This is a genomic window from Streptomyces sp. NPDC056883 (assembly GCF_042788835.1).
Lineage (GTDB): Bacteria > Actinomycetota > Actinomycetes > Streptomycetales > Streptomycetaceae > Streptomyces > Streptomyces stoeckheimensis.
Window position 1 is genome coordinate 134208 of sequence record NZ_JBHUBS010000009.1, and the last position, 26718, is coordinate 160925.

Annotated in this window: 1 protein-coding gene; it reads right to left on the reverse strand. The window is 69.3% G+C overall.

Annotated features, from left to right (window positions below; genetic code table 11):
• Positions 1–116: 116 nt before the first annotated feature.
• Positions 117–26711, reverse strand: a complete 26595-nt coding sequence (locus ACFRU2_RS22875; protein ID WP_382974917.1) for an SDR family NAD(P)-dependent oxidoreductase — start codon at positions 26709–26711, stop codon at positions 117–119.
• Positions 26712–26718: the final 7 nt, after the last annotated feature.

A 26718-nucleotide genomic window follows, 5' to 3' on the forward strand; every position in this document is an offset into this window, starting at 1 on the left:
GCCTGCTGCAGTGCTGCTGTCGTGCGTCGGAGGTATTCGAGGGTCCGGGCGTCCTCAGACATCGGAGTTCGCTCCATTTCTGGTGGTAAGAGGGGAGGTACAGGAGGGGCCGGTGATCAGAGATCGAGTTCTTCGTCGAGCAGGTCGAAGAGCTCGTCCACGGTCGCCACCGTCACGTCGGTCTCTCCACTCGTCTTCTCGTTCTCGCCGGTCAGCTTGGCCAGGGTCTTCTTCAGACGAAGGCTCAGCATGCGGCGCATGTCGTCGTCGGCCGGGATGGTGAGGAGGCTGGTCTCCAGGTGCTCCAGGAGATCCCATGGCGACGCTGTGGCATCGAGTCCTCGCGTGTCGCCGGGGAGCTCGGTGAGCAGGTAGTTGGCCAGCGCCAATGGCGTCGGGTAGTCGAACACCAACGTCGCGGGCAACGGCATCCCGGCCAGAGCGGTCAGGCGGTTACGGAGCTCGACCGAGGTCAGCGAATCGAAGCCCGCGTCATTGAACGCCTGGTCAACCCGGAGCAGATCCCGACCCGCACCGCCGAGGACGGCCGAGGCCTCAGCACGCACCAACCCGGCCAGATGAAGGGCCTGATCCGCAGGCGCCATCCCGGCCAACGTCGCCCGCAGTGCATCCACGGCGCCAGCGCCGTCGGCGGCGTGCCGGGTTCCCGTCAGTGCTCGCAGCAGGCCGGGGACCGGGCCGTCTTGACGGCTCAGCACCTCCAGGTCCAACGATATCGGAACCAGCATCGGGTGCTGGGAGACGAGGGCCCGATCGAGCAATGCCATACCCGCTGCGGCGTCCAGCGCGCCGATCCCGGCCCGGCTCATCCGAGCCAGATCAGCCTCCGTCAGATGCCCGGTGATCGTGCTCGCCTCAGCCCAGTAGCCCCAGGCCAGGGACACCGCAGCCTCGCCGACGGCCCGCCGACGGGCGGCCAAAGCGTCGAGGTAGCAGTTCGCCGCCGCGTAGTTCCCCTGCCCCGGAGTACCCATCACCCCGGCGCCAGAGGAGAACACCACGAACGCCGCCAGGCCGAGCCCACGCGTCAACTCGTCCAGATGCGTGGCCGCGTCGGCCTTCGGACGCAGCACCGTGTCCAACCGCTCCGGCGTGAGCCCACCCAAAACCGCGTCATCCAGCACGCCGGCCGTGTGAATCACACCGCTCAGCGGTACCGGTGCCTCGGCGAGCAAAGCCTGAGCTTGAGCCCGGTCCGCGACATCACACGCCACGATCCGCACATCCGCACCAGCCGCCTCCAACTCCGCACGCAACCGCGCAGCCCCTTCAGCAGCCGGACCCTGACGCGACGCCAGAACCAGACTCCGAACACCATGCGCAGCAACCAGATGCCGCGCCACGAGCCCACCCAACGTCCCGGTACCACCGGTCACCACCACACAACCCGCACCCAGACCCGCGGCCCGGACGGCGCCGTCAGGTTCGGTGGCGTCGGCACGCGGCACGAGGGGAACATCCGCGGTACGAGTGAAGCCGGGGATCTCGGCTTGTCCGTCCCGGACCCGGATCTCCCACTCATCCGCCGCCGCAGCACGCCCGAACGTCCCCGCGAACTCCGCGAGCTCTACAACGTCCCCGCCGAGATCCCGCTCACCAAGATCAGCCAGCAGGATCCGGCCGGGGTTCTCCGACTGCGCCGAACGCACCAGACCAGCGACCGCAGACGCAACCGGATCACCATCCGCGCCCCGAACCACGACCGCCAACCGCGCATCGCGATGAGCCGACCCGGAGGTGAACGCCTGCAACACCTCCAACACACGGGCCAACACCACACGCACCCGCACCAACTCATCCAACTCAGAGTCAGCCGTGAGCGGATCCACATCGAGAACCAGCCACGCCGGCACGTACTCGGCGAAGGCCTTCAGACCCGCCGCATCCGCGATCACAGCACTACTCGGCCGGCTCGCACCACCTGCGTCGCTGCCGGACAGGGGGGTCCAGTCGACGGCGAGCATCATGGCTTGGGCACCACCTGCGGACGAGGCCACGTGGGTGGTGGGGGCGAGCCAGTAGCGATCGCGCTGGAAGGGATAGGTAGGCAGCGGAACGACCCGACCGGGAGTGGCAGCGCCGGGAATCAACGCAGCCAAAGCAGCCTGCGTGACCGGCCCACCAGCAGCCCAGAGTTCAACGAGTCCCGCGACCACCGCAACCGACTCCAACTGATCGCGACGCGAGAACGCGACCGCCGCAACCGGGTGGTCACTGGTCCGAGCGAGATTCGTCAGACTCCCATCCGGACCGATCTCCACCAGGAAACCGCCGCTCCCGGCTTCGGTGAGCGCCTTGGCGAGGGCGTCGGCGTAATGGACCGGTTCACGAACCTGTCGGACCCAGTACCCCGGCGACATCCACTCCTGCCGCCCGGCCGCCGACGGCTCCCGATAGGAGACGCCAGCCGCCACGGAGCCGAACTCCTCCAACATCGGATCCATGAGAGGCGAGTGGAAGGCATGACTGACCGACAGCAGCCGCGCCCGGATCCCGCCCGCCACCGCGAGCGCGACGACCTCTTCAACAGCCGCCTGCTCACCTGAAACCGTGACCGCGCGCGGCCCGTTCACCGCAGCGACCCACACACCGGTGCGACCGGCAAGCAGCTCCGCGACCTGCTCTTCACCCGTAGCCAGCGAGGCCATTCCGCCGCCGGCCGGAAGCGACTGCATCAGGCGAGCCCTGGCAGCCACCACCCGTGCGGCATCCTCCAGAGACCACACACCAGCCACGAACGCCGCAGCCAGCTCACCAATCGAATGACCGACCAGCGCATCCGCACGAACGCCCCACGACTCCACCAGACGCCACAGCGCAACCTCGAACGCGAACAACACCGACTGCGTGTACATCGTCTGATCCAGCAGACCCGCCAGATCCGAACCCGGCTCAGCGAACGCAACCTCACGCACCGAACTCAGCGCCGCTGCACCCAGCTCCGCATCCAGCGCCGCGCACACCTCATCAAATGCAGCAGCGAACACCGGGAACTCAGCACACAGATCCCGGCCCATCCCCGCCCGCTGAGCACCCTGCCCAGCGAACGTGAACACCACCGGCCCGGCCCCGGCCACACCAGAAGACCCGGTGTCCACCGCAGCCAGCGCACGGAGTTTCGCCACAGCTTCATCCCGCTCCGCGGCCACCACTCCGGCCCGGAATTCCCACACCGAACGAGACGTCAACAACGCACGCCCCACATCAGCCAAGCCCGACACAGGCTGCTGCTCCAGGAAGTCAGCCAACTGCCCGGCAGCCGCCCGCAGGCCCTCCGGCGAGCGCGCCGACACCACCAACGGCACCGCAAGAGCGTCCGTGTCGACCGGTGCGTCCGAAACAGCCATACCCGTGATGTCGGGAGTGTCCGGCGCTTGTTCGAGGATGACGTGGGCGTTGGTACCGCTGAACCCGAACGCGGAGACCCCCGCCCGGCGCGGACGCCCGGTCACGGGCCAATCCCGCTCCTCGGCCAGGACCCGCACATCACCTACCGACCAATCCACCTTCGACGAAGGCGTCTCGGCATGCAGAGTCCTTGGCAGGACACCGTGCCGCATCGCCAGAATCATCTTGGCGACACCGGCGACGCCGGCCGCGGCCTGGGCGTGGCCGATGTTCGACTTCACCGACCCCAACCACAACGGTTCGCCCTGTTCACCACGATCGCCGTACACCGCAAGCAGCGCCTGCGCCTCGATCGGGTCACCCAGAGTGGTCCCCGTGCCATGCGCTTCCACCGCGTCGACCTCAGCCGGAGCAAGTCCGGCACTCGCCAACGCCTGACGGATCACCCTCTGCTGCGACGGACCATTCGGAGCCGTGAGCCCGTTGGAGGCGCCGTCCTGGTTGATCGCACTGCCCCGGACCACCGCCAGGACCTCATGCCCGAGGCGCTGGGCGTCCGACAGCCGTTCCAGGACCAGCATCCCCGCGCCTTCGCCCCAGCCCACACCGTCCGCTTCATCCGAGAACGCCCTACACCGGCCGTCAGGGGCGACACCGCGGAGCCGGGAGAACTCGACGAATACGCCCGGGTGCGCCATCACGGTCACGCCGCCGGCAAGCGCCATCGAGCACTCGCCCGCACGCAACGCCTGAGCGGCCAGGTGCAAAGCCACCAGCGACGACGAACACGCCGTGTCCACACTCACCGCCGGACCCTCAAGACCCAGCGCATACGAGATACGTCCCGACGCCACACTCGAAATCGCGCCCGTCGCCCGGTATCCCTCGGTCTCAGGCACCGTTCCAGCGGCAGAGAGATAGTCGTTGGCGATCAGTCCGGCGTAGACACCCACGTCCCGACCACGCAGCGAAGTCGGGTCGATCCCGGCTCGCTCCAGCGCCTCCCACGACGTCTCCAACAGCAGACGCTGCTGCGGATCCATCGCCAGCGCCTCACGCGGACTGATCCCGAAGAACCCCGCATCGAACCCCGCCGCATCGGTGAGGAAACCGCCCTCACGCACATAGGACTTCCCAGCAGCATCGGGATCCGAGTCGTACAGGTCACCCAGATCCCAGCCTCGGTCGGTGGGGAACTCCCCCACCACATCCATGCCCGAGGACAGCAACTCCCAGTACGCCGCCAGACCATCCACGCCGCCGGGCAGCCGCAGCCCGACACCCACGACCGCCACCGGGTCATCCGTCACGGCCACAGGCATCGCGGGGACAACGGCACGGGGGATGACGCCAACCAGCTCGCCAAGCAGGAAGTCAGCCAGCGCCAACGGAGTCGGGTAATCGAACACCAACGTCGCCGGCAACGGCATCCCAGCCAGAGCGGTCAGCCGGTTACGAAGCTCGACCGACGTCAGCGAATCAAAGCCAGCGTCATTGAACGCCTGGTCAACCCGGACCAGTTCCCGACCCCCACCGCCGAGAACGACCGACGCCTCAGCACGCACCAACCCAGCCAGATAGTCGACCTGATCTCCCGCCGCCATTCCAGCCAACGTCGACCGCAACACATCCACGGCACCAGAGGCGATACGGCGCTGGGGCCCGGCCAGAGCCCGCAGCAGACCGGGAACAGGCCCGTCCTGACGACGCAGCACCGCCAGATCCAGCACCATCGGAAGCAACGTCGAATGCCGCGAGGCCAGCGCCTGGTCCAGCAACGCCGTGCCCTCTTCAGCGCTGAGCGCGCCGATCCCGGCCCGGCCCATACGAGCCAGATCAGCCTGGGTCAGATTCCCAGTGATCGTGCTCGCCTCAGCCCAGTAACCCCAGGCCAGGGACACCGCAGCCTCGCCGGCGGCCCGCCGTCGGGCGGCCAGCGCGTCGAGATAGCAGTTCGCCGCCGCGTAGTTCCCCTGCCCCGGAGTACCCAACACTCCCGCGCCAGAGGAGAACACCACGAACGCCGCCAGCCCGAGCCCACGCGTCAACTCATCCAGATGCGTGGCCGCATCCGCCTTCGGACGCAGCACCGTGTCCAACCGCTTCGGAGTGAGCCCGCCCAGAACCGCGTCATCCAGCACGCCAGCGGTATGAATCACCCCGCTGAGCGGCGCCGACGCTCCAGCGAGCAACGCCGCAACCTGATCACGATCAGCCACATCACAGGCCACGATCCGCACCTGGGCCCCAGCGGCCTGCAGCTCGGAACGCAACCGTGCGGCTCCTTCAGCAGCCGCGCCGCGCCGTGAGACCAGCATCAGGTTCCGGACGCCGTGCGCGGCGACGAGATGCCGGGCCACCAGCCCGCCCAACGTCCCGGTACCACCGGTCACCACCACACAACCCGCGGCCAGATCCCCAGCCAGGAGATCTTCTTCCACGACTCGGACGAGCCGGGGGACCTCGACCAGGCCATCACCCAGCCGAATCTCCCACTCTCCACCAGCAGCAGCCTGCTCCAGCGCACCCACCAGATCCGGATGCTCCGCAGCCCCAGAGCCGAGATCAGCCAGCAGGATCCGGCCGGGGTTCTCCGACTGGGCCGAACGCACCAGACCGGCGACCGCAGACGCAACCGGATCACCATCCGCGCCCCGAACCACGACCGCCAACCGGGCATCGCGATGAGCCGACCCAGAGGTGAACGCCTGCAACACCTCCAACACACGCGCCAACACCACACGCACCCGCACCAACTCGTCCGACTCAGAGTCAGCCGTCAGCGGATCCACATCGAGAACCAGCCACGCCGGGAGATCCTCACCCAGCGCCGCCAGACCCACCACATCAACGAACACAGCACTACTCGGCCGGCTCGCATCACCTGCGCCGCTGCCGGACAGGGGGGTCCAGTCGACGGCGAACATCGCGCCGCGGGCGGGGGCGACGGGAGCATTGAGATCCGTGGCGGTGATGGGCCGTGAGGTGAGGGCTCCCAGGGTCAGGACCGGCTCGCCGGCCGTGTCGGCCAGGTCCATCGTCAACCCGCCGGGACCCGTGGTCGCCCGGATCCGAAGCGTGGTGGCTCCGGTGGCGTGGAGGGTGACCCGGTTCCACGCGAACGGCATGAGTGTGTCGCCGGTAGGCGGAGTGATGGCCGTGGGCAGGTGGAGGGCGGCCTCGAGGAGGGCGGGGTGGATTCCGTATCCGTCGACATCGGCACCCTCGGGAAGGGTGACCTCGCCGAACATCTCCCCCTCACGCATCCAGACCGCGCTCAGACCCTGGAACAGCGGCCCGTACCCATAGCCGTAATCGACCAGCCGCTCATAGAAACCATCCAAAGAAACCCGACGCGCCCCCGAGGGCGGCCATGCCTCGGACGCCATCGCCTGCACTCCAGCGACATCGGCGGTGGGAGTGAGGAAGCCCTCGGCGTTCCGCTGCCATTCCTGCGTCCCGACCGGACGCGAACTCACCATCACCGGCCGACGCCCAGCAGAGTCGGCACCGGCGTCGGTGACATGCACCTGAATCTCGACAACACCGGACGCCGGGACCAGCAGCGGAGCATGGATGACGAGCTCATCCAGCACCGGACAATCCACCCGGTCCCCCGCAGCGATCGCAAGCTCAACAATCGCAGCACCCGGAACGATCACAGCATCGGCGATCTTGTGGTCGGCCAGCCACGGATGAGTGTTCAACGACACCCGCCCCGCCAGCATCACCCCACCCGGAACCTCCACCACCGGACCCAGCAGCGGATGCCCACCAGCCACCTGAGCCATACCGGCAACACCAGGCGCCAGCCAGTAGCGGTCCCGCTGGAAGGGATAGGTAGGCAGCGGAACGACCCGACCGGGAGTGGCAGCGCCGGGAATCAACGCAGCCAAAGCAGCCTGCGTGACCGGCCCGCCAGCAGCCCAGAGTTCAACGAGTCCCGCGACCACCGCAACCGACTCCAGCTGATCCCGGCGCGACACCGCAACCGCCGCAACCGGGTCGTCGCCGGACCGGGCGAGATTCGTCAGACTCCCATCCGGACCGATCTCGACCAGGAAGTCGCCCCGGGCCTCAGCCAAGGCGTCGGCGTAATGGACCGGTTCACGAACCTGCCGAACCCAGTACTCAGGCGACATCCACTCCTGCCGCCCGGCCGCCGACGGCTCCCGATAGGAGACGCCAGCCGCCACGGAGCCGAACTCCTCCAACATCGGATCCATGAGAGGCGAGTGGAACGCATGACTGACCGACAGCAGCCGCGCCCGGATCCCGCCCGCCACCGCGAGCGCGACGACCTCTTCAACAGCCGCCTGCTCACCTGAAACCGTGACCGCGCGCGGCCCGTTCACCGCAGCAACCCACACACCGGAGCGACCGGCAAGCAGCTCCGCGACCTGCTCTTCACCCGCAGCCAGCGACGCCATTCCGCCGCCGGCCGGAAGCGACTGCATCAGGCGAGCCCTGGCAGCCACCACCCGAGCGGCATCCTCCAGAGACCACACACCAGCCACGAACGCCGCAGCCAGCTCACCAATCGAATGACCGACCAGCGCATCCGCACGAACGCCCCACGACTCCACCAGACGCCACAGCGCAACCTCGAACGCGAACAACACCGACTGCGTATACATCGTCTGATCCAGCAGACCCGCCAGATCCGAACCCGCATCAGCGAACGCCACCTCACGAAGAGGGAACCCCGCCACCCCGCCCAACTCGGCGTCCAGCGCCGCACACACCTCATCAAACGCAGCAGCGAACACCGGGAACGCCTCGCACAGGTCCCGGCCCATCCCCGTCCGCTGAGCACCCTGCCCAGCGAACGTGAACACCACCCGGCCCGCCGAACGAGCCGCCTGCTCCTCACCCGAAGAAGCAGCCACCGCACGGAGCTTCGCTATCACCTCATCCCGCTCCGCGGCCACCACTCCAGCCCGGAACTCCCACACCGAACGAGACGTCAACAACGCACGCCCCACATCAGCCAAGCCCGACACAGGCTGCTGCTCCAGGAAGTCAGCCAACTGCCCGGCCGCAGCCCGCAGGCCCTCCGGCGAACGCGCCGACACCACCAACGGCACCACACCCGACGCCTCAGCGTCCGTGTCGACTGGTGCCTCGGAGACCGGCACACCATCCGCATCCATTTCTGCAGCGAGGACAGCAGGCTCGTCCGAGTCAGGGACGGCGCTGGCCGGGATGTCGGGAGTGTCCGGGGCTTGTTCGAGGATGACGTGGGCGTTGGTACCACTGAACCCGAACGAGGACACGCCCGCCCGGCGCGGACGCCCGGTCTGCGGCCAGTCACGCTCCTCGGTCAGGATCCGCACATCCCCGACCGACCAGTCCACCGTCGACGAAGGCGTCTCAGCGTGCAGGGTCCGGGGCAGGACCCCGTGCCGCATCGCCAGAATCATCTTGGCGATCCCGATCACACCTGCTGCGGCTTGGGCGTGGCCGATGTTCGACTTCGCCGACCCCAACCACAACGGCTCACCGCCCTCACCGCGGTCGCCATATACCGCAAGCAGCGCCTGCGCCTCGATCGGGTCACCCAGAGTGGTCCCCGTACCGTGCGCTTCCACCGCGTCGACCTCAGCCGGAGCGAGTCCGGCACTCGCCAACGCCTGACGGATCACCCTCTGCTGCGACGGACCATTCGGAGCCGTCAAACCATTCGACGCTCCGTCCTGGTTGATCGCACTGCCCCGGACCACGGCCAGGACCTCATGCCCGAGCCGCCGCGCATCCGACAGGCGCTCCAGGACCAGCATCCCGGCGCCCTCGGCCAAGCCAATGCCGTCCGCCTCATCCGAGAACGCCTTGCACCGGCCATTGAGGGCAATGTTTCCGAGCCGGGAGAACTCCACGAAAATGCCTGGGCCCGCCATCACGGTCACGCCGCCGGCAAGCGCCATCGAGCACTCGCCCGCACGCAACGCCTGAGCGGCCAGGTGCAACGCCACCAGCGACGACGAACACGCCGTGTCCACACTTACTGCCGGACCCTCAAGACCCAGCACGTAGGAGATACGCCCCGACGCCACACTGTGCGCGCCACCGGTGGCTCGGTATCCCTCCATATCCCGGGCCGCGCCGGCCGCCGCCTGGAAGTCGTTCTCGATGATGCCGGTGTAGACCCCGACGTCACGGCCGTGCAGCGAGGACGGGTCGATCCCCGCCCGCTCCAGCGCCTCCCACGACGTCTCCAGCAGCAACCGCTGCTGCGGATCCATCGCCAACGCCTCACGCGGACTGATCCCGAAGAACCCCGCATCGAACCCCGCCGCATCGGCGAGGAAGCCCCCTACACGAGCAGACGATCTCCCTGCGGGGTCAGAATCCGAACCGAACAAGCCCTCCAGATCCCAACCCCGATCGGTCGGGAACTCCACCACCGCATCCGTGCCCGAGGACAACAGCTCCCAGAACGCGGCCGGGCTGTCCACACCGCCGGGCAGCCGCATCCCCACCCCCACGATCGCCACCGGCTCGTTTACCTGAACCGGTGTCGAGACGGGCGCGGATACGGCGACGGTGCCCGCCAACTGTGCGATCAGGAAGTCGGCCAGCGCCGACGGGGTCGGATAGTCGAACACCAAGGTCGCCGGCAGCTTGACCCCGGTCAGGGCCATCAGCCGGTTCCGGAACTCGACCGCGGCCAGTGAGTTGAATCCCGCGTTGCCGAAGGTCTGATCGGCCCGCACCAGATCCTGGCCCGCAGCGCCGAGGACGACGGCCGCTTCGCCGCGGACCAGCTCGAACACATACCGGTCCCGGTCCTCCGGTGTCATTGCGGCCAGCTTCGCCGACAGGCCGGTCGCGGACCCGGCGTCGCGGCGTTGAGGACCAGCCGACAGGCGCAGCGGTGCGTCGGGAGCATTGAGATCGGTGGCGGTGAAAGGTCGTGAGGCTAGAGCTTCCAGCGTCAGAACCGGCTCGCCGGCGCTGTCAGCCAGGTTCACCCTCAGTCCATCAGAACCAGGGGTGGCTCGGACGCGAAGGGCGGTGGCGCCGGTGGCGTGGAGAGCGACGCGGTTCCACGCGAACGGCATCTGCACGGTGTCGGTGTCGGTGTCGCCCAAGGGCGTCGCAGCCATGGACACGTGCAGCGCAGCGTCAAGGAGAGCCGGGTGGATCCCGTACCCGGCCGTATCGGTGCTCTCAGGGAGGGTGACTACGCCGAACGTCTCCCCGTCAAGGGTCCAGACCGCGGTCAGGCCCTGGAACGCGGGCCCATAGACGTAGCCGAGGTCGGCGAGGCGTTCGTAGAAGTCCTCAACCGAGACCGGTTCGGCTCCTGGTGGCGGCCAGGCCCCCACGTCAGCACCGTCATGGACAACCGCAGCAGCGGCGGGAGCAAGGAACCCCTCGGCGTTACGCTCCCATCCCTCTCTGCCCGAGGGACGCGAACTCACCGTCACCGGCCGTGTCCCAGCCTCGTCGGTCTCCCCGACATGAACCTGAACGTCTACCGCGCCCGAGGCCGGAATCCGCAACGGCGCCTGAATCACCAGCTCATCCAGAACCGGGCAATCCACCAGGTCACCCGCGGCGATCGCGAACTCGACCAGACCAGCACCCGGAACCACGACGGTGCCGGCAATCGCGTGATCAGCCAGCCACGGATGCGCCTCCAGCGACAGGCTCCCGGCCAGCATCACCCCACCGGGAACATCGACCACCGCATCCAGCAACGCATGACCTGATGAGCGAGCTCCCGCCAAGCCGGCTACCGACCGGCCATGCACATTCGGAGCCAGCCAGTACCGATCCCGCTGGAACGGATACGTCGGCAACGCAACGAACCGTCCCGGGGACCCCGCGCCTCCCGGAATGGCAGCGGCGAGCTCGGCCACGGAGACGGGGCCACCCGCCACCCACGCATCGACCAGCGACTGGACGAACCCGACCGGCTCATCCTCGTCACGCCGCAACGTCCCGGCCACGACAGCATCCACAACACCGGCCTGCTCCACCGCAGCCACCGCACGGAGCTTCGCTACCGCCTCATCCCGCTCCGCGGCCACCACTCCAGCCCGGAACTCCCACACCGAACGAGACGTCAGCAACGCCCGGCTCACATCAGCCAGGTTCGACACAGGCTGCTGTTCCAGGAAATCGGCCAGCTGCATGGCAGCCGCCCGCAAACCCTCCGGCGAGCGCGCCGACACCACCAACGGCACCACACCCGACGTGTCCGAGACCGGCTCGGCAAGCACGTCCGGCGTCTCAGGAGCGTCCGGGGCCTGTTCGAGGATGACGTGGGCATTGGTACCGCTGAACCCGAACGAGGACACGCCCGCCCGGCGCGGACGCCCGGTCACGGGCCAATCCCGCTCCTCGGCCAGTACCCGCACATCACCGACCGACCAATCCACCTTCGACGAAGGCGTCTCGGCATGCAGAGTCCGGGGCAGAACGCCATGCCGCATCGCCAGAATCATCTTGGCGACACCGGCGACGCCGGCCGCGGCCTGGGTGTGGCCGATGTTCGACTTCACCGACCCCAACCACAACGGTTCGCCCTGCTCACCACGATCGCCGTACACCGCAAGCAGCGCCTGCGCCTCGATCGGGTCACCCAGAGTGGTCCCCGTGCCGTGGGCCTCGACCGCGTCGACCTCAGCCGGAGCGAGTCCGGCACTCGCCAACGCCTGACGGATCACCCTCTGCTGCGACGGACCATTGGGAGCCGTGAGCCCGTTGGACGCGCCGTCCTGGTTGATCGCACTGCCCCGGACCACGGCCAGGACCTCATGCCCGAGCCGCCGCGCATCCGACAGGCGCTCCAACACGAGCATCCCCGCGCCTTCGCCCCAGCCCACACCGTCGGCGGTGTCCGAGAAGGCCTTGCACCGGCCGTTGAGGGCCATGTTTCGGAGCCGGGAGAACTCCACGAAGGATTCTGGATTGGCCATCACGGTGACGCCGCCGGCAAGCGCCATCGAGCACTCACCCGCACGCAACGCCTGAGCGGCCAGGTGCAACGCCACCAGCGACGACGAACACGCCGTGTCCACACTCACCGCCGGACCCTCAAGACCCAGCACATAGGAGATACGCCCCGACGCCACACTCGGGGTGGTGCCGGTGGCTCGGAAGCCCTCGAGGTCCGGGGTGTCGGTTGCAGCGAGGTAGGCGTTGGCGATCAGTCCGGCATAGACCCCAACCCGCTCGCCCCGAAGCGAAGTCGGGTCGATCCCGGCACGCTCCAGCGCCTCCCACGACGTCTCCAGCAGCAGACGCTGCTGCGGATCCATCGCCAGCGCCTCACGCGGACTGATCCCGAAGAACCCCGCATCGAACCCCGCCGCATCGGTGAGGAAACCGCCCTCACGCACATAGGACTTCCCTGCGGCCTCAGGGTCCGGGTCGTACAGGTCACCCAGATCCCAGCCTCGGTCGGTGGGGAACTCCCCCACCATGTCCATGCCCGAGGACAGCAGGTTCCACAGGGCGGCGGGGTCGTCCACACCGCCGGGCAGCCGCAAGCCCAGGCCCACGATCGCCACCGGCTCATCCGTGACCGTCGCGGCCACGGGCATCACGGCGTGAGCGGGAGCAACACCAACCAACTCGCCCAGCAGGAAGTCAGCCAGCGCCAACGGAGTCGGGTAATCGAACACCAACGTCGCCGGCAACGGCATCCCAGCCAGAGCGGTCAGACGATTACGAAGCTCGACCGACGTCAGCGAATCAAAGCCAGCGTCATTGAACGCCTGGTCAACCCGGACCAGTTCCCGACCCGCACCACCGAGAACGACCGACGCCTCAGCACGCACCAACCCAGCCAGATAGTCGACCTGATCTCCCGCCGCCATCCCGGCCAACGTCGACCGCAACACATCCACAGCGCCGGTAGCGGCAGCGCGACGCTGAGTCCCGGCCAAAGCCCGAAGCAAAGGAGGAACCGGGCCGTCCTGGCGACGCAGGACCGCCAGGTCCAGCGCTATCGGAACCAGCATCGGGTGCTGGGAGACGAGGGCCTGATCCAGCAACGCCATGCCCTCTTCGGCGTCCAGCGCGCCGAATCCGGCGCGGCTCATCCGAGCCAGATCACCGGAGGTCAAGTGCTCGGTCATCGTGCTCGCCTGCGCCCAGTAGCCCCAGGCCAGGGATACCGCAGCCTCGCCGGCGGCCCGCCGTCGGGCGGCCAAAGCGTCGAGATAGCAGTTCGCCGCCGCGTAGTTCCCCTGTCCGGGTCCGCCCGTCACCCCTGCGACGGAGGAGAACACCACGAACGCCGCCAGCCCGAGCCCACGCGTCAGCTCGTCAAGATGCGTGGCCGCATCCGCCTTCGGACGCAACACCGTGTCCAACCGCTCCGGACTGAGCCCGCCCAAGACCGTGTCGTCCAAGACACCGGAAGTGTGGAACACCCCGCTCAACGGCCCCGGAACCCCAGCCAGCAGGTCCACCACCTGATCACGATCGGCCACGTCACAGGCGACGATCCGCACCTCGGCGCCAGCAGCTTCCAACTCCGCCCGAAGATCATCAGCCCCCGGCGCAGCACCACCCTGCCGCGAGGTCAGGACCAGACTCCGGACCCCGTGCGCGGCGACCAGATGCCGGGCCACCAGCCCACCCAACATCCCGGTACCACCGGTCACCACCACACACCCCGCAGCCAGACCCTCCGTCCCGGTCGTGGAGTTCAGCCGCAGAATGTTCTTGCCGGTGTGCTTGGCCTGGGCCATGTGACGGAAGGCGTCGCGAGCGTCGCGGACGTCCCAGACGGTCAACGGCAGCGTGGTCAGGTGCCCGGCCTCGAAGAGCCGGGCCAGATCCAGCAGCATCCGCTGGATCAGTGCCGGGTCCAGTTCCTGTAGGTAGAACACCCGGTACGCCACGCCGGGGTACGCGGCTTCGGTCTCGTCCTGGCGGCGGGCGTCGGTGGCGCCCATTTCGAGGAACAGGCCGCCTCTGGGCAGGAGCCGCAGGGACGCGTCCGTCAGTTCACCGGCGAGGGAGTTCAGCACCACGTCCATGCCGCGTCCGCCGCTGACGGTGAGGAATCGCTGTTCGAAGTCGCCGTCGCGGGAGCTGGCGATGTGGTCTTCGTCGAGTCCGAGACTCCGCAGGAGGTCGTGCTTGGCGGGGCTGGCGGTGGCGAAGACTTCGGCGCCGAGGTGCTGAGCGAGCTGGATGGCGGCCATGCCGACGCCTCCGGCACCGGCGTGGACCAGGACGGTGTCTCCGGCTCCGACGGTGGCCAGTTCGGTGAAGGCGTACCAGGCGGTCATGAACGCGACCGGCATCGAGGCCGCTTGTTCGGGGGTCCAGCCGCACGGGACCTTCACCAGGTACCGGTGATCCACGACCGCCGTCGGTCCGATCACCATGCCGATACCGGTGACTTCGTCTCCGGGGACCAGATCCACTACCCCGGGTCCGGTCTCCAGGACGACGCCCGCGCACTCGCCACCGAGCCGCAGGCCGGCGCCGGCGATCGGAGGGATCATGCCCAGCGTGACGAGGACATCGCGGAAGTTCACGCCACTGGCGCGGATCCCGACCCGGACCTGCCCCGCCTCCAGCCGCTCGGACGCCGCCGGCCACGGAACCGCCGCCAGCTCCTCGACCGTCGATGCCGCCGACGCCGACAGCACCCACGGATCGGCCGGCAGCTCCAGCCGGTCGTCAGCGGCCCGCATCAGCCTCGGGGTTTCGATCTGCCCGTCCTGGAGCCTGATCTCCCACTTGTCCGCCGCCGCGGCGGTTCCGAACGATCCCGCGAGATGCGCGAGTGCCGCGGCGTCCGTGCCGGGGTCCGGCCGGCCGAGATCGGCGAGCAGGATCCGGCCGGGGTTCTCGGACTGGGCCGAGCGGGTCAGCCCGGCGACAGCGGACGCGACCGGGTCGCTGCCCGCATCCCGAACCGCCACGGCCAGCCGGGTTTCCTTGAAGGCCGGGTCGGTCGTGAAGGCCTGCAGCACCTCCAGTACCCGTGCCAGCACCACACGCACCCGCGCCGGCTCATCCGCGCCGGGGACAGCGCTGGACTCAGCGGCATAGGCGATCAGCGGGTCCGTCTCCAGGATCAGCCACTCCGGTGCCTCCGCACCCAGCGCCTCCAGGCTTGCCGCGTCCGTGATCACCACGCCGATCTCCCCGTCCACCGTCCCGGTGGCCGGGGTGGCGGTGTCACCGAGGGCCGGGACGGGGAGCGGGGTCCAGTCGACCGCCAGCATCAGCGGTTCGGCACCCCCGCCCCCGGTGCCGGCGGCGGCGAGGTCGGCGGCGAGGACGGGCCGTGTGGTCAGGGCTCCCAGGGTCAGGACCGGATCACCGGCAGTGTCGGCCAGGTCCACCGTCAGCCCCTCGGGGCTCTGGGTCGCACGGACCCGAAGCCTTGTGGCACCGGTCGCATGCAGAGCGACGCGGTTCCACGCGAACGGCATCAACACACTGTCAGTAGCACCCGGCGGAGTCGCCGCCATCGACAGATGAAGAGCAGCGTCCACAAGAGCGGGATGAATCCCGTACCCCGACACATCAATCTCGGAGTCCTCAGCAAGAGCAACCTCACCGAACAACACCCCGTCAACGGTCCAGGCCGCAGTCAGACCCTGGAACGACGGCCCATACGCGTAACCACGGCCGGCCAGGTCCTCATAGAAGCCCTGAACGGAAATCGGGCGTGCTCCCGGCGGCGGCCACGTTCCCGAAATCGCCGTGCCGGTCTGATCGGCCGCACTCACGGTCGCGGTGAGGAAACCCTCGGCGTTTCGCCGCCAGTCCTGCGCGCCTGTCGGACGTGAACTCACCGTCACCGGATGACGTCCAGTGGCGTCGGTGTCGGTGACGTGGACCTGGATTTCGACGCTGCCGGATGCGGGGACCGGCAAGGGAGCATGGATGATGAGCTCATCCACGACGGGGCAGTCGATCCGGTCTCCCGCGCTGATGGCGAGCTCGACCAGAGCAGCGCCAGGGACCACGACCGCACCGGCGATCATGTGGTCGGCCAGCCACGGATGCGTATGCAGCGACACCCGCCCGGTCAGCATCACCCCACCCGGCACCTCCACCACCATGCCCAGCAGCGGATGCCCGCCCGCCACCTGACCAGAAGCGGCGGCGGGGGTGAGCCAATAACGATCGCGCTGGAACGGATAAGTCGGCAGCGGAACGACCCGGCCCGACACCTGGGCGCCGGGAATCAGCGCAGCCAAGGCCGTCTGGGCAACAGGCCCGCCAACAGACCACAACTCCGCCAGCCCAGCAACGGCAGCAGCCACCTCGGGCTGCTTCCGACGCGAGAACGCAACCGCCGCAACCGAGTGGTCGCCGGACCGGGCCAACGAGGTGAGACTCCCGTCCGGACCGATCTCGACGACGAACCCCGCACCGGTGCTGGCGATGGCTTCAGCCAAGGCGTCGGCGTAATGGACCGGTTCACGGACCTGCCGAACCCAGTACTCCGGCGACATCCACTCCTGCCGCCCGGCCGCCGACGGCTCCCGATAGGAGACGCCAGCCGCCACGGAGCGGAACTCCTCCAACATCGGATCCATGAGAGGCGAGTGGAAGGCATGACTGACCGACAGCAGCCGCGCCCGGATCCCGCCCGCCACCGCGAGCGCGACGACCTCTTCAACAGCCGCCTGCTCTCCGGACACCGTGACCGCGCGCGGCCCGTTCACCGCAGCGACCCACACACCGGTGCGACCGGCAAGCAGCTCCGCGACCTGCTCTTCACCCGTAGCCAGCGACGCCATTCCGCCGCCGGCCGGAAGCGACTGCATCAGGCGAGCCCTGGCAGCCACCACCCGAGCCGCGTCTTCCAGAGACCACACACCAGCCACGAACGCCGCAGCCAGCTCACCAATCGAATGACCGACCAGCGCATCCGCACGAACGCCCCACGACTCCACCAGACGCCACAGCGCAACCTCGAACGCGAACAACACCGACTGCGTATACATCGTCTGATCCAGCAGACCCGCCAGATCCGAACCCGGCTCAGCGAACGCAACCTCACGCACCGAACTCAGCGCCGCTGCACCCAGCTCCGCATCCAGCGCCGCACACACCTCATCAAATGCAGCAGCGAACACCGGGAACTCAGCACACAGATCCCGGCCCATCCCCGCCCGCTGAGCACCCTGCCCAGCGAACGTGAACACCACCCGGCCCATGCCGGCCGCCCCCGAGGACCCCGCGTCCCCGGCCGCCACGGCACGCAGCCCCGCCACGGCTTCGTCCCGATCCGCGGCCACGACCGCAGCCCGGAACTCCCACACCGAACGAGACGTCAACAACGCCCGACCGACCTGCTCCAGGTCAGGTTCGAGGGCCAGGACATCAGCCAACCGTCCCGCCGCCGCCCGCAGGCCCTCCGGCGACCGCGCCGACACCACCAACGGCACCACACCCGACGTGTCCGAGGGGGACTCGACAGCCACGTCCGTGCTGCCAGGGGTGTCGGGGGCCTGTTCGAGGATGACGTGGGCGTTGGTACCGCTGACGCCGAAGGAGGACACGCCGGCGCGGCGCGGACGCCCGGTCGCGGGCCACTCCCGCTCCTCGGTCAGGACCCGCACATCACCGACCGACCAATCCACCTTCGACGAAGGCGTCTCGGCATGCAGGGTCCGGGGCAGAACGCCGTGCCGCATCGCCAGGACCATCTTGGCGACACCGGTGACACCCGACGCGGCCTGGGTGTGGCCGATGTTCGACTTCACCGACCCCAACCACAACGGCTCACCCTGCTCACCACGATCGCCGTACACCGCAAGCAGCGCCTGCGCCTCGATCGGGTCACCCAGAGTGGTCCCCGTGCCATGCGCCTCGACCGCGTCGACCTCAGCCGCAGCAAGTCCAGCACTCGCCAACGCCTGACGGATCACCCTCTGCTGCGACGGACCATTCGGAGCCGTGAGCCCGTTGGACGCACCGTCCTGGTTGATCGCACTGCCCCGGACCACCGCCAGCACCTCATGCCCGAGCCGCTGCGCATCCGACAGCCGCTCCAGGACCAGCATCCCCGCGCCCTCGGCCCAGCCCATGCCATCCGCAGAGTCCGAGAACGCCTTGCAGCGGCCGTCGGCGGCGACACCGCGGAGCCGGGAGAACTCGACGAACACGCCCGGATGCGCGAGCACCGTCACGCCACCCGCCAGGGCCATCGAGCACTCGCCCGCACGCAACGCCTGAGCGGCCAGGTGCAAAGCCACCAGCGACGACGAGCACGCCGTGTCGACGCTCACCGCCGGGCCCTCCACGCCCAGCACATACGAGATACGTCCCGACGCCACGCTTGAGATCGCACCCGTCGACCGGTATCCGTCCAGCTCCGGAAGTGCGGCCGCGGCGTCGGCGGAGGTCTGGTAGTCGTTGGCGATCAGGCCGGTGTAGACGCCCACGTGCCGGCCCCGTAGGGAAGTCGGGTCGATCCCAGCGTGTTCAAGCGCCTCCCACGACGTCTCCAGCAGCAACCGCTGCTGCGGATCCATCGCCAGCGCCTCACGCGGACTGATCCCGAAGAACCCCGGGTCGAACCCGGTCGCTTCGGTGAGGAACCCGCCCTCACGCACATAGGACTTCCCAGCAGCCTCAGGGTCCGGGTCGAACAGGCCGTCCAGGTCCCAACCCCGGTCGGTGGGGAACTCCCCCACCACATCCATGCCCGAGGACAGCAGGTTCCACAAGGCAGCCGGGCTGTCCACGCCTCCGGGCAGCCGCAGTCCCAGACCGACGATGGCGACGGGCTCGTCTGTGACGATCTTCGTGGCGGGGATGATCGCGTGCGCCGGGGTGAGACCGGCCAGCTCGGTGAACAGGTGGTCAGCGAGCGCCGCGGGGGTGGGGTAGTCGAACACCAGCGTCGCGGGCAGGGGTGTTCCGGTCACAGCGGTGAGACGGTTGCGCAGCTCGACCGAGGTCAGTGAATCGAACCCCGCGTCGCTGAACGCCTGGTCGGCCCGGATCAGGTCTTGACCGGCGGCCCCCAGGATCACAGCGGCCTCCGCGCGGACCAGGCCGACCAGATGGGCCACCTGATCCTCCCGCCCCATCGCCGCCAGCGTCGCTCGCAACGCTCCGACGGTGCCGGAGGCGGCAGCGCGGCGCTGCGGCCCCGCCAGCGCCTGGAGCAGAGCGGGGACCGGACCGTGGTGGCGGCGCAGCACCGCCAGGTCCAGCACCATCGGGACCAGCGTCGGCTGACCGGAAGTGAGAGCCTGATCCAGCAGCGCCATACCCGGCTCGGGATCCAGCGCGCCCATCCCGGTGCGGCTCATTCGTGCCAGGTCGGCCTGGCTGAGGTGCTCGGTCATCGTGCTCGCCGATGCCCAATAGCCCCAGGCCAGGGACACCGCGGCCTCGCCGGCGGCCCGCCGACGGGTGGCCAGGGCGTCGAGGTAGCAGTTTGCCGCCGCGTAGTTCCCCTGTCCCGGAGTACCCATCACCCCGGCAACGGAGGAGAACAGCACGAACGCCGCCAGCCCGAGCCCACGCGTCAGCTCGTCCAGATGCGTGGCCGCATCCGCCTTCGGACGCAGTACGGTCTCGAGCCGCTCTACCGTGAGCCCACCCAGGACGGCGTCATCCAGCACACCAGCGGTGTGGATCACCCCGCTGAGCGGCCCCGGCACCGCGGCCAGCAGGGCCTCGGCCTGATCCCGGTCGGCGACATCAGCGGCGACGATCTGCACGTGGGCGCCGGCGGCCTCCAACTCCGCCTGCAGCTGTGCGGCTCCGGGCGCGGCGAGGCCCTGCCGTGAGACCAGCACCAGGCTCCGGACCTCATGCTCGGCGACGAGGTGGCGGGCGACGAGGCCGCCCAGGGTCCCGGTTCCTCCGGTGACCACCACGCAGCCCGCACTCAGGTCCCCGGCTGCGAAGTCCGCTTGAGGTGCCCGGGTGAGCCGGGGGACTTCGGTCTGCCCGTCCCGGAGCCGGATCTCCCATTCGTCCTCGGCAGCGGCCTGCTCCAGCGGACCCGTCAGATCGACGAGTTCCGCCGCGTCCGAGGCGAGGTCGGCAAGCAGGATCCGGCCGGGGTTCTCGGACTGGGCCGAGCGGGTCAGCCCGGCGATCGCAGACGCTACCGGGTCACTGCCCGCATCCCGGACCACCACGGCCAGCCGGGTTTCCTTGAAGGCCGGGTCGGTCGTGAAGACCTGCAGCACCTCCAGCACCCGCGCCAGTTCCGCGCGCACCCGCGCAAGTTCTCCGGCTCCATCGGTCTGCCCGGCATCGAGGATCAGCCACGACGGGACGTCCTGTTCCAGCGATCGCAGGTCGACCCCGTCTGCGATCACGGCGCTGGCGGGCGCGTCGGCCAGGGTGTGGCCGGTGGCGAGGGGGGTCCAGTCGACGGTGAACAGCGCGCCGCGGGCCGACGCGTCGGCGGCGGCGAGGTCGGCGGCGAGGACGGGCCGTGTGGTCAGGGCTCCCAGGGTCAGGACCGGATCACCGGCAGTGTCGGCCAGGTCCACCGTCAGCCCCTCGGGGCTCTGGGTCGCACGGACCCGAAGCCTTGTGGCACCGGTCGCATGCAGAGCGACGCGGTTCCACGCGAACGGCATCAACACACTGTCAGTAGCACCCGGCGGAGTCGCCGCCATCGACAGATGAAGAGCAGCGTCCACAAGAGCGGGGTGAATCCCGTACCCCGACACATCAATCTCGGAGCCCTCAGCAAGAGCAACCTCACCGAACAACACCCCGTCAACGGTCCAGGCCGCAGTCAGACCCTGGAACGACGGCCCATACGCGTAACCACGGCCGGCCAGGTCCTCATAGAAGCCCTGAACGGAAATCGGGCGTGCTCCCGGCGGCGGCCAGGCTCGCAGGTCGTCGGTGCCGGCAGCCGCGGCGACGGGTGCGAGGAAGCCTTCGGCGTTGGATCGCCATTGTTCTGCCCCGGACAGGCGGGAGCGAATGAGGACCTGCCGACGGCCACTGGGGTCCGGCTGCTCGGTGACGTGAACCTGGATTTCGACGCTGCCGGACGCGGGGACCGGCAAAGGAGCATGGATGATGAGCTCATCCACGACGGGGCAGTCGATCCGGTCTCCCGCGCTGATGGCGAGCTCGACCAGAGCAGCGCCAGGGACCACGACCGCACCGGCGATCATGTGGTCGGCCAGCCACGGATGCGTATGCAGCGACACCCGCCCGGTCAGCATCACCCCACCCGGCACCTCCACCACCATGCCCAGCAGCGGATGCCCGCCCGCCACCTGACCAGAAGCAGCGGCGGGGGTGAGCCAATAACGGTCGCGCTGGAACGGATAAGTCGGCAGCGGAACGACACGGCCCGACACCTGGGCGCCGGGAATCAGCGCAGCCAAGGCCGTCTGGGCAACAGGCCCGCCAACAGACCACAACTCCGCCAGCCCACCAACGGCAGCAGCCACCTCGGGCTGCTTCCGACGCGAGAACGCAACCGCCGCAACCGCGTGGTCACTGGACCGGGCGAGAGACGTCAGACTCCCATCCGGACCGATCTCGACCAGGAAGTCGCCCCGGGCTTCGGTGAGCGCATCGGCGTAGCGGACCGGTTCACGGACCTGTCGGACCCAGTACTCCGGCGACATCCACTCCCGCCGTCCGGCCGCCGACGGCTCCCGGTAGGAGACGCCAGCCGCCACGGAGCCGAACTCCTCCAGCATCGGATCCATGAGAGGCGAGTGGAAGGCATGACTGACCGACAGCAGCCGCGCCCGGATCCCGCCCGCCACCGCGAGCGCGACGACCTCTTCAACAGCCGCCTGCTCACCTGAAACCGTGACCGCGCGCGGCCCGTTCACCGCAGCGACCCACACACCGGTGCGACCGGCAAGCAGCTCCGCGACCTGCTCTTCACCCGTAGCCAGCGACGCCATTCCGCCGCCGGCCGGAAGCGACTGCATCAGGCGAGCCCTGGCAGCCACCACCCGAGCGGCATCCTCCAGAGACCACACACCAGCCACGAACGCCGCAGCCAGCTCACCAATCGAATGACCGACCAGCGCATCCGCACGAACGCCCCACGACTCCACCAGACGCCACAGCGCAACCTCGAACGCGAACAACACCGACTGCGTATACATCGTCTGATCCAGCAGACCCGCCAGATCCGAACCCGCATCAGCGAACGCAACCTCACGAAGAGGGAACCCCGCCACCCCGCCCAACTCGGCGTCCAGCGCCGCACACACCTCATCAAACGCAGCAGCGAACACCGGGAACGCCTCACACAGATCCCGGCCCATCCCCGCCCGCTGAGCACCCTGCCCAGCGAACGTGAACACCACCCGGCCCATGCCGGCCGCCCCCGAGGACCCCGCGTCCCCGGCCGCCACGGCACGCAGCCCCGCCACGGCTTCGTCCCGATCCGCGGCCACAACCGCAGCCCGGAACTCCCACACCGAACGAGACGTCAACAACGCCCGACCGACCTGCTCCAGGTCAGCCAAGCCCGACGCAGGCTGCTGCTCCAGGAAGTCAGCCAACTGCCCCGCAGCAGCCCGCAAACCCTCCGGCGACCGCGCCGACACCACCAACGGCACCACACCCGACGAGTCCGAGACCGGCTCGGCAAGCACGTCCGGCGTCGCAGGAGCGTCCGGGGCCTGTTCGAGGATGACGTGGGCGTTGGTACCGCTGATACCGAAGGAGGACACGCCGGCGCGGCGCGGACGGCCGGTCTGCGGCCATTCGCGTTCTTCGGCCAGCACTTGGACGTTCCCCACGCTCCAGTCGACCTTCGACGAAGGCGTCTCAGCGTGCAGAGTCCGGGGCAGAAGACCGTGCCGCATCGCCAGAATCATCTTGGCGACACCGGTGACACCCGACGCGGCCTGGGTGTGGCCGATGTTCGACTTCACCGACCCCAACCACAACGGCTCACCCTGCTCACCACGATCGCCGTACACCGCAAGCAGCGCCTGCGCCTCGATCGGGTCACCCAGAGTGGTCCCCGTGCCGTGGGCCTCGACCGCGTCGACCTCAGCCGCAGCAAGTCCAGCACTCGCCAACGCCTGACGGATCACCCTCTGCTGCGACGGACCATTCGGAGCCGTGAGCCCGTTGGACGCACCGTCCTGGTTGATCGCACTGCCCCGGACCACCGCCAGCACCTCATGCCCGAGCCGCTGCGCATCCGACAGCCGCTCCAGGACCAGCATCCCCGCGCCCTCGGCCCAGCCCATGCCATCCGCAGAGTCCGAGAACGCCTTGCACCGGCCGTCAAGGGCCATGCCCTGCAACCTGGAGAACTCCACGAAGGTCTCGGGAGTGGCCATCACGGTCGCGCCACCGGCCAGCGCCATCGAGCATTCACCCGCGCGCAACGCCTGAACGGCCAGATGCAACGCCACCAATGACGACGAGCACGCCGTGTCGACGCTCACCGCCGGACCCTCAAGACCCAGCACGTAGGAGATGCGCCCCGACGCCACACTGTGCGCGTCACCAGTCGACCGGTACCCGTCCAGCTCCGGAATCGGCACCACCGCGTCCGCGGCGGACTGGTAGTCGTTGGCGATCAGTCCGGTGTAGACGCCGACGTCCCGGCCGTGCAGCGAGGACGGGTCGATCCCGGCGTGTTCCAGCGCCTCCCACGACGTCTCCAGCAGCAGACGCTGCTGCGGATCCATCGCCAACGCCTCACGCGGACTGATCCCGAAGAACCCCGCGTCGAACCCCGCCGCGTCGGTGAGGAACCCGCCCTCACGCGCGTGCGAGACGCCTACCGCGTCCGGGGCCGAGTCGAACAAGCCGTCGAGGTCCCAACCCCGGTCGGTGGGGAACTCACCCACCACGTCCGCAGCCGACGACAGCAGGTCCCACAAGGCGGCCGGGCTGTCCACGCCTCCGGGCAGCCGCACGCCCAGACCCACGATCGCCACCGGCTCGTCCGTCGTCGCGGCCATGGGGGTGGCCGCGAGTGCGGGCGTTTCCCCTGCCACCTGGGCGGACAGGAAGTCGGCCAGAGCCGACGGGGTGGGGTGGTCGAACAGTGCCGAGACCGAAAGGTTCAGCCCGGTCAGCGAGGCGAGCCGATTGCGGAGGGCGACGGCACGGGCCGAGTCCAGGCCGAGGTCCTTGAACGGCCGCTGCCGGTCGAACACCTCGTCCCCGACGGTCGAAGCCACCTCACGGTAGATCAGGTCGCGCAAGAACTCGGTCGCACCGGCCACGGCGAGCCGGTCGTCCTGCGGCACGACCTCGGTGATCGCCATCGTGGTGCCCGAGGAACGGACGGCGGAGTCGAACGCCCCGGCGAGCTCGGCCGCCGACCACGGATCCGACAGGCCCGTGCGCAAGAAGCCGCCGGTGACCGCCCAGCCGTCGCACGTCAGGGACAGGACGCGCCGGTCCGCTGAGTCGTGACGGCGCGCGAGCACGTCGAAGGGCTGCGAGACCGCACCGGCGCAGAGGACGACAGTTCGCGCCGACGACGCGGTCACCAGGTCCTCGCCGTCAGGCGCCGCGCCGCGGGCGGGGTCCTCGATGTGGACGAGGCCCGTGATCTCGGCGTCCGGCGTGTCGGCGGATCCCAGGATGACCTCGATGCCGGTCCGCCGGCCGATGCCGTCGGCGAGCATGCCGAGGAGGTCCCGGTGCTCAGCGGTGTCCACGAGCACGAGCCGGCGCACGGAGTACCGGTCGGCGAGCAGGTCCGCCACCGCCGCCCCGAGCGTCGTGGCGGCGCCCGAGATCATCACGGTGTCGGACGGCCCGAACCACGGGTTCGGGGCGCCGGCGCGGGTCCCGCTCCGACCGAGGGGCAGCGTCGTCTCTTCCCCGTCCGCGCCCGGAATGCGCGTGGCCGCTGTCGCCCGGCCGGTGTGGTTGACGGCCAGGAGCCGGGCGGGGGTGTCTGCGAGGAGATGGCGGGCGATCTTGCCCGAGCCCGTCCGCGGGATGTGCTGCGTCTCGTACAGCTCCTCGGGGATCTTGTGGACCGACAGCAGTTCGCGGCATCGGGACAGGACCCGGCCGGGTTCGAGGCCGCCGTCACCGGCGACCAGGAAGGCGACCGGCACCTCACCGAGGACGTCGTCGCTCTTGCCGGCGGCCGCGACGTCCATCACCCCCGGCACCGGCCGGATGGCCTCGTCGATCTCGCCGGGGTGGATGTTGACCGCGCCCCGGATGATGAGTTCCTTGATCCGGCCGGTGATCCGGAAGAAGCCCTCCTGGTCGCTGCGGGCCAGGTCGCCGGTGCGGTACCAGCCGTCGCTGAACCTGCCCTCGGTCTCGGCCGGGGCGTCGTGGTAGCCGAGCATCAGGCCCGGCCCCCGGACCCAGACTTCGCCCTCCTCGCCGGTGCCGACGTCGCGGAGGGCGACGGGATCCACCAGACGTACGTCGAGACCGGGGACCGGCCGGCCGCAGGACCCGGCCGGCGCGGGCTCGTCGAGGCTGCTCATGGTGATCGGCCCGCACGTCTCGGTGCTGCCGTAGGTGTTGAGCACGACGACGCCGAGCGTCTCCTCGATTTCCTCGCGCAGGGTGTCGGAGGTGACGGCACCGGCGACGAGGGCCAGCCGCAGGCCCCGGACCTCACGGGCCTGTGCCCGGGCCTCGGCGATCAGCAGGTGATACATGGCAGGGACGCCGGACAGGATGCTGAACGGCTCCCGGCTCAGAGTGTCGAGCACTTCGTCGGCGGCGAATCCGCTCACGATGTGCGCGGAGGCGCCGACGACGGTCACGCCGAGCAGGCACAGGCAGTGGGCCAGGCTGTGGTGCAGGGGCAGGGGCCACAGGATGCGGTCCTGCTCCTCGAGCCGGGCCATCGGCAGGTAGCTGGAACCGACCGACCACAGGCAGCTGCGCTGGGTGGACAGGACCCCCTTGGGCCGGCCGGTGGTGCCCGACGTGTAGAGCATCCAGGCCGGGTCGTCGAGTCCGAGACTGTCCCGGGCGGGGGTGTCGGGTTCCGATCCGATCAGGTCGGCGAAGGACGTGGTCCCCGGCGCGCTCCCCACCGCGACGATTTCACGGACGTCGCTGCCCTGCGCTGCCCGGCGCACCTGACCGGCGTAGGCAGCCCGGGTGATGACGACCTTCGCTCCGCTGTCGACGAGGTAGTGGCGCAGCTCCTCCTCCGTGCAGTCCGGTGAGAGCGGCACGCCGATCCCCGCCGCGCGGACGACCCCCAGGTAGCTCTCGATCATCTCGACGCAGCTGCCGAGGAACAGCGCGACCCGGTCCCCGGGCTCCACTCCGAGCGCGGCGAGGTGCCCGGCGAGGCGGGAGGTGTCCCGGTCCAGATCAGCGTAGGAGACGCTGCCATGCGCGTCGGAGAAGGCGATCTTGTCACCCAGACGGGTGGCGTTTGCCCGGACGATCTCGCTCAGGGGCCGAACCAGCTCGATAAGCAACTGCGTG